Raw genomic sequence first — 11,482 nt, 5'->3', positions numbered from 1 at the left:
GTACTCCCCCCGGCTTCAGCGCCCGATGGATCGCCTTCAGCCCCTTGGCATCGTAGAGAGCGTCATTGGCCTTGCGGATCAGGCCCTCCGGGCCGTTGTCGACGTCGAGCAGGATGGCGTCGAACGCCCGTGGTTTCGATGCGATCACATCGATGACATCGGCGCCGAGAATCGTCGCGCGCGGATCTTCGAGGCTGTCGCCGAAGATTTCGGCCATCGGCCCGCGCGCCCAGTCGATCACGGCGGGCACCAGTTCGACCACCGTGATCCGCGCTGTCGGCCCCAGCACCGCGAGCGCGGCGCGCAGCGTGAAGCCCATGCCGAGCCCACCGATCAGCAGATGCGGCGACTTGACCGCCTCCAGCCTTCGGCAGGCCAGCGTGGCGAGCGCCTCCTCCGATCCCGAGAGGCGGCTGCTCATCAACTCGTTCTGGCCGAGCTTCATGGAAAATTCGGCGCCGCGCTGCATCAGACGAAGTTCGACGTCCGAACCGGGCACGCCTGTCGTATCGATCTGTTTCCACGGAATCATCCCGCGCTTTTACGCCGCTTTGGCGGCATCGTGCAAAGTCCGTTAGGGACCGATCGGACAGGTGCCGGGCTTCTGACAGGGTGCGGGCGCCGCCCGCGTGGTGGCCGAAGCCACGTCGGTCGTCGGGCCTTCGGCTCCGTTGACGATGGCGGAGACGCGCCAGCGATAGGCGGTTCTCGGCGTCAGCCCTGAATCGGCGAAACTTGGTCCGGCCACATCCGCCACTGTCGTAAACGCGCCTTCGGCGCCGGCACGAAAGATCCGATACGCTGTGGTCGGCGCCAGCGGGGTCCACGCCAGATCGGCCGACGTGTCCGATGTATCGATCACCTTGAGCGGATTGGGGGCGCCGGCTGGCCCCGCCGCTGCACCGGGTGCGGCGCCCGCCGTCAGCGCGTCGAGCATCGCCTTGATGGTACGGATCTGCGCGCCGGATTTGGTCACGTAATTGTCGCTGTGGCTGACGTAGCTCCACCAGTCCCAGCAGGCCTGCGGGTTGAACGGCGCGAACGAGCTGGCCCTGGTTTGCGGATAAAGCACGATCAGGCGATTGCTGTCGGCCCAGGCATTGTAGCCGGTATTGTCGATGAAGCGCCGGCCGATATTGCCGACATCCTGCCTGCATCCATGCAAGGCGATATGGACGCGGCACGCCGCGCCCTGCTCGCATTCCCCGGGAACGTAAACGAAGCCGGAGCGGTCGAGACTGAGCGGACCTGGATCGTTCGGCTTGGTGTAGACGGACTGGTCGAAGGGCTTGACCGTCCCGGTCAGTGGGCCATGGTTCGGCGGGTTCAACGCGCCGTAAATATGCTGAAGGATGATTCCGGCCTGGTCATAGCCGCATTTGTTGATGAACGGCGCGACATTGACCTGGCAATCGTTGAGGCCGTCGATCGGTTTGTCGGTCGCAACGGCCAGAGAGTGCCCCGCCCCGACGGTGGTCTGGTAATAGAGATTGCCGCGGTTGGCCTCGCCCAGATAGTGGCGATAGAAATCCGCCGCGGCATCGGTGACCGACCTCGCCACGACCGCGTCGTTGTACCCATGGAATAGATAAATCTTCTGCCGTGCGACGAACTGCAGGGAATCGATATCGCCGGAGGCCGACTTGGCGTCCGCCTTCTCGAAGGAGCGGTTCATGTCCCGTGGCGGCCCGGTCATGCACGATCCGGTCGCGGTCATGATCGGCAGCCTGTAGCCGTTCATGATATCGCTCGCGTCGGCCTTGGCACACCAATACGGCCCGCCGGCGATGACGCCGACGCCCTTGATCACAGAAGACCAGGCAGTGCCGAACTGTACCGCCATGAACGCGCCGGAAGAAACACCCGATATCGAGCTTTCGCGGATGTCGGCATTGTAGCCGGTCAGTCTTGCGGGATCGGCAGACAGTGCCGGACTCGCCGATAGCACGCAACTCAAAGCGATCGCGGTTCGGCGCCATGCGGCAACGTCCATGAGACACTCCCCAAAACGTATCAGCCTGCCAGAAAGCCCTGCATAAGGCATGCCGGTTTGATGACAAATTAAAGATGAGAGGGTCCGACGCGCGTTCAAGTCCGTCGAAAAATGCAGAACTGAAACCGCTGGTTCGAATTCCAGGGCGTGGCATGATCCTGCCGCCGGGAGTCCACCAGCTCAAAACCTTCGCCCAGTTCCTTCGTCAGGCTCGCCGCATCGTACCGGATGACGGGCAGCCCGCTGCATTTTTCCGGGCCGTCGATGGCAAACGTCCCAATGATGACATGGCCGCCGGGACTGACCGCCTGTCGCAGACGCACCACATAGGCGGCGCGATCCACGGGATCGGTCAGAAAATGAAAGGCGGCCCTGTCATGCCAGATGTCGAAAGCGTGCGCCGGCTGCCACCGGGTGACGTCAGCGACGACCCATTCGACCTCAGTGGCGCGGTCGCCAAGCCGTGCTTTGGCGGTGTCGAGCGCGGCGTGCGAGATGTCCAGCACCGTCACCCGCCTGAACCCGCGCGCGAGAAGGCTGTCGACCAGCCGTGACGCGCCGCCGCCAATGTCGACGATGGCGGCCTGCGGCGTCGGCCGCGCAAGGTCGATCAGTTCGAGCGACGGCGCTGGATTTTCCTGAAACCAGCTGACCTCGTTCTCGCCCTTGGTTGTGTAGACCGTTTCCCAGTGGGATTTTCGGTTTGCGTCTGTCATCGGCGATCTCCCTGCGGGTCCTCGAGGGGTGGCGCGAACATGGTGGCCATGCTACACGATCGGAACGTCGATCCACACCTTCGGGATCATCCGCGCCCGCCTATCCCAGCATCTGGGTGTCGCCGCACACCGAGATCGCCTGGCCGGAAATGGTCCTGCCGCGCGGGCTGCACAGGAACAGGATCTGGTCGGCGATCTGTTCCGGCGTCACATAGTCCTTGATCGAGGTGTAGGAGAACGCCGTGCGTTCCATCTCGGCGAAGGAAATCCCGCGCTGCTGCGCCTTGGCTTCCAGCACCCGGCGCTGCCGGTCGCCGGCGACGAGGCCAGGCAGGATCGCATTGACGCGGATGTTGTCCGGCCCGAGTTCGATGGACAGCGATTTGGTGAAACCGATCACGCCCCATTTCGCCGCCGCATAGGGCGTGCGCATCGCAAAGCCGAGCCGGCCGGCCGCTGAGGAAATATTGACGATCGATGCGTTCCTGCTCTGGCGCAGATGCGGCACGGCAAGGCGGGTGCAGTTGAATTGCCCGGTCAGGCAGATTTCCAGGCAGCGGTCCCAGTCTTCCGGATTCATCTCCTCGACCTTGGCGGTCGGTCCGGCGACGCCGGCATTGTTGATCAGCACATCGAGACCGCCGAGTTCTGTCAGGGCTTCCGCGAACAGTGTTTGCACCGCCGCCCGATCGGAGACATCGCAGGGCGTCGACGTGATGGCGGGATCGCTGGCGGCGAGTTCAGACAATGCGGCTTCATCGACATCGCAGGTGTGAACCCTGGCGCCTTCGGCTGCGAACCGCCGCGCAATGGCGCGCCCGATGCCGTTGGCGCCGGCGGTTACCAGCACGCGCAAACCCTTGAGTTCGAGATCCATGATCGCTCCGAGATGTCGGTTGCAGGAATGTCAGTCGGCAAGTCCGCCGCGCGACAGGATGAAATCCGCCGCGCCCCTGATGTCGCCGGCAATTCCGGCCTGCGCGGCCTCGCCATCGCCGGCCTCGATCGCCTTGCGCGCCGCGGCGTGAAACCGGATTGCGTCGCCCTTTGCCAGCCGATCGGGATTGGCCCTGAGATCGAGATTGATCACGGGTCCCGCCTTCAGCCACAGCGCCCGAATGATCTCGACCAGGATTGGCGAATGCGCCGCCTCGTAAACCGCGAAATGAAAGGTCTTGTTGAGTTCGACCGCGCGCGGCAGGTCAGGCACCGGCGCCTCGCTCTCCTGTCGCATAGCTTGTTCGGCGCGGGCGATCGACTTGAGGTCGCCGCTGTCGCGGTGCAGGGCGGCCTGCGCCGCGGCATGGCCTTCGATCGCGATCCGCACCTTGGTCAAGTCGCGAAACTGCGCCGCCGACATCAGGGGAACGCGCACCGCGCGATTCGGCGTCACCTCCAGCGCCCTGTCGGCGACCAGCCGCGATACCGCCTCGCGCACCGGCATGATGGAGACGCCGAGCACATCCGCCGCCGCGCGCAGCGACAGTTTCTCGCCGGGCGCCAGCCGGCCGGACATCAACAGGTCGGCCAGCCTGGCGTAGGCGCGCTCCCCCAGCGTCTGACGGTCCAGCGGTTCCACCAAATTGAGCGCGCCGGGCAAATTCAACGGAAACTCCCATACGCCGGAACGCTCGAGAGAGGACTCGACAACGGCCCGAACTTTTGCAACTCTAACTGTGATCACAGATCACGGCAAGCGACGCAGCGCTTGCCGAAATAAGAAACAGCCGCAGCCTACGCGGCCGAACCAGGGAGATGAAGGCCGATGTCCAATAACAATCAATTCACGCGCCGAAGCCTGTTGAAGACCGCCGGTGGCATTGCCCTGGTGTCGGGAATCTCCGCGCCGGCGATTCTGCGTGCCCAGACCGCGGACGTCATCAAGATCGGACATCTGACACCACGCACCGGCTTTCTCGGCCCGCTCGGCGAATATGCCGTGATGGCTGCCGATCTCGCGGTGGAAGAGATCAACGCCGCCGGCGGCGTGATGGGCCGCAAGGTTGAGCTTCTGAAGGAGGATTCGGTCAATCCGCAGACCGCCTCGACCAAGGCCGAGCGCATGATCGAGCGCGACAAGGTCGCCTGTATCATCGGCGAAATCTCCTCCGCCTCGTGCCTGACCATCGCGCAGGTCGCCTCGCGCACCAAGACCTTGTTCATCAACACCGGCGGCAACTCCGACGCGCTGCGCGGCAAGGATTGCCAGCGCTACATGTTCCACGTGGAGTCGCAGAACTCGATGTACGTCAAGACCGTCGGCCGATCGTTCCTGCGCGACGGCCTGGTCAAGGGCAAGAAGTGGTACTCGCTGACGGCGGACTACGCCTTCGGTCATGACCTCCTGAGGGTCTCGAAGCGATTCATGGAAGCCAATGGCGGCAATTTCGCCGGCGACGACCTGGTGCCCACCGACGCCACCGACTTTTCGGCCTATCTGCTCAAGATCCGCGAAGCCAAGCCCGATCTGGTCGTGATCAATCTCGCCGGCAACCAGATCACAAACTTCCTCAAGCAATATGCCGAGTTCGGCCTGACCTTCCCGGTCGGCGGCTTCGGCTTCGACACCGCGCTGGCCTGGGCGGCCGGCAAGGGCAATTTCGTCGGCACATGGCCGGTGGTCTGGCATCATCTGCTCGAGACGCCGGGCTCCAAGGCGTTCGTCGCGGCCTTCACCAATAAATACAAGAAGCCGCCGGAAAACCAGGCCTGGGGCGATTACGTCGCCGTCAAGATCGTGGCCAAGACCATCAACGACCTGAAATCCGCGGAATCGCCGAAGATCATCGAACACTTCGAGAAGGGTGCGAAGTTCGACGTGCTGAAGACCCGGGAAGGCTATTTCCGCGCCTCGGATCATCAGTTGATGCACGAGATGTATGCAGTGACGGCGCTGCCCGCCGACAAGATCAAGAACCAGTGGGATATCTTTGCTTCCAGCCCCGCGGTCCCGGCTGCCAACGAAGACCTTGAAATCATCGCCGCCACCAAGGAAGAGAACAGCTGCACCTTCCCGAGCTGATCGACTGATCTCTATCGTCATTCCGGGCTGGTCCGAAGGACCAGACCCGGAATCTCGAGATTCCGGGTTCGATGCGGAGTTTATCATCGGGCCGGCCGAAGGCCGGACCCGGTGGCATCGCCCCGGAATGACGGCCCCTCGACTCTCTCACCGGCCGAGACCCCATCCATGTCCACCATGTTGCTCGCCCAGCAAGTCCTCAACGGCCTGCTTGATGGCGTCTACTACCTGCTGATCGCACTCGGCCTGTCGCTGATCTTCTCGCTTGGCGGCATCGTCAACCTCGCGCATGGCGCGTTCTACGCGATCGGCGCTTACCTGACGCTGGTGCTGTCGCCATATCTCGGCTTCGGCGGCTCGTTCGTCGTGGCTCCCGTGGTGGTGGCGCTGATGGGCGTGGTGATCGAGCGCACGCTGTTTCGCCGCTTCTATCGCTCCGATCCGATCCTCTCGCTGTTGATGACGTTCGGCCTCGCCATGGTGGCGGAGCAGGCGCTGCGGATGATTTTCGGCGCACCGCCGCTGTCCTATTCGATACCGACATGGCTGCGCGGACAGGTCGCGATCGGCAGCTTCATCTATTCGTTCTATCGCGTGGTGCTGCTCGGCATCGCCATTACCTGCATCGCCGCACTCTGGCTGCTGCTGCAGAAGACCTCGTTCGGCCGCGTGGTGCGCGCCGGCGTACAGAACCCCGACATGGTGGGCGCGCTCGGCATTTCCCTGCAGCCCTATATGTCCGCAGTGGCCGCCCTCGGCATCGGCCTGGCCGGCCTTGCCGGCGTGCTGCTGGCTCCGATCTATTCGATCCATCCGGCGATGGGCCAGGAAATCATCACGCCGGCCTTCGTCGTGGTGGTGATCGGCGGCCTCGGATCGTTCTGGGGGGTGGTGGCCGCCGCCTTGCTGGTCGGCCTCGTCAAGGGTGTCATGGTCGGCATCGGCTATTCCGCGGCCTCCACCGCAGCGATCTATCTTCTGATGCTTCTGGTGCTGCTGTTCCGGCCACGCGGCCTGTTCGGCGAACGCATCACGCGGTTCGAGTGAGACGCTGACATGATGAACCGCCTGATGAACCGCCTGCCCATTCCGCTTGTCATCGCCGCCCTCGCGCTGTTCGCGCTGCCGCCGCTGCTGCTCGCGCTCGGCCTCACCATGACCTCGGCCTCCGAGGTCGCCATCTTCGCGCTGGCCTGCATGGCGCTGAACATCCTGGTCGGGCATACCGGCCTCGTCTCGTTCGGCCATGGCGCCTGGTTCGGCCTCGCGGCCTATGCAGCGGCGCTGACGCAGCGCAACCTGATGCCGGACTCGTTCTTCGGCCCGGCCATTGCCGGTGTCCTGATCGTGATGGCCGTCGCCCTCACCTTCGGATTCCTGATCCTGCGCCGGCGCGGCGTTTATTTCTCGCTGCTGACATTGGCGCTGGCCGCGATGCTGTATGCGGTGGCGTTCCGCTGGACCGACGTCACCGGCGGCGAGAACGGCCTCGGCGGCATCACCCGGCCGACGCTGTTCGGCCTCAACCTCGAATCTTCCACCAATTACTACTGGTTCATTGCATCCATCGCGTTCGCGGTGCTGATTCTTCTGTGGCGCTTCCATAATTCGACTGTCGGCACCGTGCTGGTGGCAATCCGCGAGAACGAGCAGCGCGCGCGTTTCCTCGGCTATCCCACCAACCGCTACAAGCTCGTTGCCTTCGTGCTGTCCGCCGGCATCACCGGACTTGCCGGCATATTGCTGCTGTTCCAGAACCGCATGACTTCGGCCGATCCGATCTCGGTCGCGTTTTCCGGCGAATTGCTGGCGATGGTGGTGATCGGCGGCATGCGCAGCTTCCTGGGCCCGGCGCTCGGCGCATTGTTCTTCATCCTGTTCCGCGAATTCCTCGGCATCTACACCGAGAACTGGCTATTCTGGTTCGGCCTGGTGTTCGTCGGCTTCATCGTGTTCTCCCCGACCGGCCTGGTCGGCGTCGCCGAGCGGCTGATCGCGCCGTTCCGCAAGAAGACCATCGAGGATGCCGCGATGTCGGCGCGCCGCATCGAGGCACTGCCGCTGCCGGAATTCCTGCGGCCCAAATCGCATACCGACGGGGCGGTGCTGTCCGCCCGCCACATCGTCAAGAGCTTTGGCGGCATCAAGGCCGTGCAGGGCATCGACATCTCGATCGAAGACCGCACCTTGCACGCGTTGATCGGGCCTAACGGCGCCGGCAAGACCACCGCCTTCAACCTGCTGTCCGGCATGTTCCCGCCCGACGAAGGCTCGGTCTCGCTGCTCGGCAAGCCGATTGCCGGCGAGACGCCGGAGGAGATCGCCCGCGCCGGCATCGGACGCTCGTTCCAGATCACCAATCTGTTTCCGACCCTTAGCGTCGGAGAAAACATCAGGCTTGCCGTGCAGGCGCGGCATCCGCAGCGCTTCGATCCGATTACGTCGGCGCTTTCGATCGAGGCGATCAACGCAGAGACCGACGCCACCATCCGCTATCTCGGCCTCGCCGGCATCGAACAGGCGGAGGCCGGCATGCTGTCCTATGGCGGCCAGCGTCTGCTCGACATGGGCGTGGCGCTTGCCACCGCGCCGCGCGTGCTGCTGCTCGACGAGCCGCTCGCCGGATTGGCCGCCGCCGAGCGCGAGCGCATCGGCGCCATCATCAAGCGCATCTCGTCGGACCTGCCGGTGCTGCTGGTCGAACACGATATCGACCGGGTGTTTCAGCTCGCCGACCATGTCACGGTGATGAACGAAGGCCGCGTGCTGCTCGACGGTACGGTCGAGCAGGCGCGGGCCAGCCCGGAAGTTCAGGCCGTCTATATCGGCTCCGGCGCGTCGGAAGTCGCAGCAAGGCCGCGTGAGACCGCCGCCCGCGTCAGCGCGCTGCTGACCGCCAGCAATGTCGACACCTTCTACGGCAAGAGCCACATCCTGAACGACGTCAACTTCACGCTGCACGAGAACGAGATCATCGCGCTGTTGGGGCGCAACGGCGCCGGCAAATCGACGCTTTTGAAAACGCTGATCGGAATCGCGCCGGCGGCGAACGGGTCGATCAGGCTGGCGGACGTCGAACTGATCGGCAATTCCTCAGCCCAGAATGCCCGGCTCGGCATCGGCTATGTGCCGCAGGGCCGCGGCCTGTTCGCCGGCATGAGCGTCGAGCAGAACCTCGAACTCGGCGGCCTGAAGCGGCAGACCGGCAATGGCGTGCACTGGACACGGGAGCGGATCTACGAATACTTTCCGCGCATCAAGGAGCGGCTCGACAGCCCGGCGGACTACCTTTCCGGCGGCGAGCAGCAGATGGTGGCGGTGGCTCGCGCGCTGTCGGGCGACGTGCGGGTGCTGCTGCTCGACGAACCGTTCGAGGGGCTGGCTCCCACTGTGGTGGAGCAATTATTCGAGACCTTCGACCGGCTGCGCAAGGAAATCGCCATCATCATCGTCGACCACCACCTCGACCTGGCGCTGGCGCTGTCGGATACTACCGTGGCGCTGGAGCGTGGCCGGGTGATTCACCAGGGACCGTCGAAGGCGCTGCGCGACGATCTCGATCTGCGCCGCAAGGTGCTGTGGCTGTAGCTTGTGAGAGCAGAGTATGACCGATACTGAACGCAACGTCGCCATCGTCGGTTCCGGCCTGATCGGGCGCGCCTGGGCCACGATCTTCGCGCGCGCGGGCTGGAACGTGCGGCTGAACGATCCGCACATTCCGACCCTGAAGGCGGCACCTCGCCTGATCCGCGACGAGCTGCACGCGCTGGCGCGTCATGGTCTTTGCAGCGATCCCGATGGCGCGGTGGCGCGGGTCTCGATCGCAGCGAGCCTGCAGGAGGCCCTGCTCGGCGTCGAATTCGTCCAGGAGAACGGGCCGGAAATCCTCGAGGACAAGAAAACCATCTTCGCCCAGCTCGACAGGCTGGCGCCGCCGAACGCGCTGCTGGTGTCCTCGACCTCAGCCATCACGGCCTCGCGCTTCACCCAGGCCCTGCCCGGCCGGGCGCGCTGCCTGGTCGGCCATCCCGTCAATCCGCCGCATCTGGTACCGCTGGTCGAACTGTGCGGCGCGCCGTGGACCTCGCCCGACGCGATCGACCGCGCCCGAACTATCTATCGCGGGATCGGCCAGGTGCCGGTCACCATCAACCGCGAGATCAACGGCTTTGTCTTGAACCGGCTCCAGGGCGCGCTGCTGGCGGAAGCCTTCCGCCTCGTCGGCGAGGGCTACATCTCGGCCGAAGACCTCGACCACACCGTGAAGGACGGCCTCGGCCTGCGCTGGTCGTTTCTCGGGCCGTTCGAGACCATCGAACTCAATGCACCCGGCGGCATTCCCGACTATTGCGCGCGCTACACCGGCTTCTACAAGGAGCTGGCTTCCTCCGCCGCCGGCCCCGACGTCTATCAAAGCCCGAATGTGGACCGGGTGATCGCAGCCTGGCCGCATCAGCCGACGCCGGAACGCATCGCCGAACTGACGCAGCGGCGCAACGAACGCCTCGCGGCATTGGCCGCGCACAAGGCCCAGCACACCGACAAATCCTGAAATATCGACCGACTGTTCAAGAAAGTGATCACAACATGAGCCGCAAAGTCATCATCACCTGTGCCGTGACCGGCGCGATTCACACCCCCTCAATGTCGAAGGCGCTGCCGGTAACGCCGCAGGAAATCGCCGATGCCGCGGTCGATGCCGCCGAAGCCGGCGCCGCCATCGTGCATCTGCACGCGCGCAATCCGAAGACCGGCCAGCCCGACCAGAGCCCGGAAGCCTTCGCGCCGTTCCTGAAAATCATCAAGCAGCGCTCCAACTGCGTGATCAACCTCACCACCGGCGGCGCGCCGACCATGACCGTGGACGAGCGCGTTCGCCCCGCCGCGGTCTACAAGCCGGAGGTGGCATCGCTCAACATGGGATCGATGAATTTCGCGTTCTTCGGCATGCTCAACCGCTTCAAGAAGTTTGAGCACGACTGGGAGCTGAAGCACCTGCAGAACAAGGACATCGTGTTCCGCAACACGTTCCAGGACATCGAATATGTGCTCAAGACGTTGTCGGAGACCGGCACCCGCTTCGAATTCGAATGCTACGACACCGCGCATCTCTACAACCTCAACTACTTTCTCGAACAGGGCATGGTGAAGCCGCCTCTGTTCGTGCAGACCGTGTTCGGCCTGCAGGGCGGCACCGGCGCGCATCCGGAGGATGTGCTCCACATGAAGCGCACCGCCGACCGGCTGTTCGGCGACAAGATGGTGTGGTCGGTGCTGGGCGCGGGGCGCAACCAGCTGCCGATCGCGGCGATGGCCGCCGCCATGGGCGGCAATATCCGCGTCGGCCTTGAAGACTCGCTGTGGGCGGCGCCCGGCCGGATGGCGGCGTCGAACGCCGAGCAGGTCACGCTCGCCCGCAAGATCATCGAAGGTCTCGGCCTGCAGGTGGCGACATCCGATGAAGCCCGCGAGATTCTCGACCTGAAGGGCGGCGACAAGCTGGAAGTCTGACGGGTTCCGGTCGACGAACCATTGCGCGCTGCACCAATGGCTGCATATCGTTTTGGATTTCGAACAGAATTGCATTATTCCGAGGCATCGACGCGGCACCCGGCCTTGCCGGTGTCTTGCCGGTGTCTTGCCGGTTGCGTCGCCGCGCCGTCATGGATAACCTCCTGCTCAATTGGCCCGTTGAGGCTGAATGATCAGGGAGGGGAACATGCGAAGCGTGCGTGCGCTTGCGGCCGTGGC

10 protein-coding genes are annotated in these 11,482 nt (G+C 64.3%); 5 read left to right on the top strand and 5 right to left on the bottom strand.

Annotated features, from left to right (window positions below):
• From Q8R73_RS13790 to Q8R73_RS13770, 5 genes are all read right to left on the bottom strand, one after another.
• Window positions 1-532 (bottom strand): spermidine synthase (locus tag Q8R73_RS13790; protein ID WP_305720102.1); only part of this gene is annotated, 532 nt, incomplete at its 3' end.
• Between the two features lie 42 nt (window positions 533-574).
• Complete coding sequence (locus Q8R73_RS13785) at window positions 575-1,993, bottom strand: fibronectin type III domain-containing protein (protein WP_305720101.1); 1,419 nt, start codon at window positions 1,991-1,993, stop codon at window positions 575-577.
• Window positions 1,994-2,088: 95 nt separating this feature from the next.
• Window positions 2,089-2,709, bottom strand: coding sequence for a trans-aconitate 2-methyltransferase (locus Q8R73_RS13780; protein ID WP_305720100.1), 621 nt, complete (start codon window positions 2,707-2,709; stop codon window positions 2,089-2,091).
• 100 nt (window positions 2,710-2,809) lie between these two features.
• Window positions 2,810-3,586, bottom strand: a complete 777-nt coding sequence (locus tag Q8R73_RS13775; RefSeq protein ID WP_305720099.1) for an SDR family oxidoreductase — start codon at window positions 3,584-3,586, stop codon at window positions 2,810-2,812.
• Window positions 3,587-3,616: 30 nt separating this feature from the next.
• Window positions 3,617-4,315, bottom strand: a complete 699-nt coding sequence (locus Q8R73_RS13770; protein ID WP_305720098.1) for a GntR family transcriptional regulator — start codon at window positions 4,313-4,315, stop codon at window positions 3,617-3,619.
• A gap of 159 nt (window positions 4,316-4,474) precedes the next feature.
• On the opposite strand from Q8R73_RS13770, the gene Q8R73_RS13765 reads away from it, so the two are divergent.
• From Q8R73_RS13765 to Q8R73_RS13745, 5 genes are all read left to right on the top strand, one after another.
• Entirely contained in the window at window positions 4,475-5,731 is a 1,257-nt protein-coding gene (locus tag Q8R73_RS13765; RefSeq protein ID WP_305720097.1) for an ABC transporter substrate-binding protein, read from the top strand.
• Window positions 5,732-5,899: 168 nt separating this feature from the next.
• Entirely contained in the window at window positions 5,900-6,778 is an 879-nt protein-coding gene (locus Q8R73_RS13760; RefSeq protein ID WP_305720096.1) for a branched-chain amino acid ABC transporter permease, read from the top strand.
• A gap of 24 nt (window positions 6,779-6,802) precedes the next feature.
• Entirely contained in the window at window positions 6,803-9,319 is a 2,517-nt protein-coding gene (locus Q8R73_RS13755) for an ATP-binding cassette domain-containing protein (protein ID WP_371126097.1), read from the top strand.
• Between the two features lie 16 nt (window positions 9,320-9,335).
• Entirely contained in the window at window positions 9,336-10,283 is a 948-nt protein-coding gene (locus Q8R73_RS13750) for a 3-hydroxyacyl-CoA dehydrogenase (RefSeq protein ID WP_305720095.1), read from the top strand.
• A 35-nt stretch (window positions 10,284-10,318) separates the two neighbouring features.
• Window positions 10,319-11,242, top strand: a complete 924-nt coding sequence (locus Q8R73_RS13745; RefSeq protein ID WP_304738958.1) for a 3-keto-5-aminohexanoate cleavage protein — start codon at window positions 10,319-10,321, stop codon at window positions 11,240-11,242.
• Window positions 11,243-11,482: the final 240 nt, after the last annotated feature.

It is taken from the genome of Bradyrhizobium sp. (assembly GCF_030697065.1).
Lineage (GTDB): Bacteria > Pseudomonadota > Alphaproteobacteria > Rhizobiales > Xanthobacteraceae > Bradyrhizobium.
Note: the sequence above shows the minus strand (reverse complement) of the source record. Positions and strands in the feature narration are given on the sequence as shown.

What these genes read in the sequence shown, in the direction of transcription:
- Q8R73_RS13785 (WP_305720101.1), bottom strand. Translation starts at nt 1,993, where the DNA reads ATGGACGTTGCCGCATGGCGCCGAACCGCGATCGCTTTGAGTTGCGTG.
- Q8R73_RS13775 (WP_305720099.1), bottom strand. Translation starts at nt 3,586, where the DNA reads ATGGATCTCGAACTCAAGGGTTTGCGCGTGCTGGTAACCGCCGGCGCC.
- Q8R73_RS13745 (WP_304738958.1), top strand. Translation starts at nt 10,319, where the DNA reads ATGAGCCGCAAAGTCATCATCACCTGTGCCGTGACCGGCGCGATTCAC.
- Q8R73_RS13765 (WP_305720097.1), top strand. Translation starts at nt 4,475, where the DNA reads ATGTCCAATAACAATCAATTCACGCGCCGAAGCCTGTTGAAGACCGCC.
- Q8R73_RS13750 (WP_305720095.1), top strand. Translation starts at nt 9,336, where the DNA reads ATGACCGATACTGAACGCAACGTCGCCATCGTCGGTTCCGGCCTGATC.
- Q8R73_RS13755 (WP_371126097.1), top strand. Translation starts at nt 6,803, where the DNA reads ATGAACCGCCTGCCCATTCCGCTTGTCATCGCCGCCCTCGCGCTGTTC.
- Q8R73_RS13760 (WP_305720096.1), top strand. Translation starts at nt 5,900, where the DNA reads ATGTCCACCATGTTGCTCGCCCAGCAAGTCCTCAACGGCCTGCTTGAT.
- Q8R73_RS13780 (WP_305720100.1), bottom strand. Translation starts at nt 2,709, where the DNA reads ATGACAGACGCAAACCGAAAATCCCACTGGGAAACGGTCTACACAACC.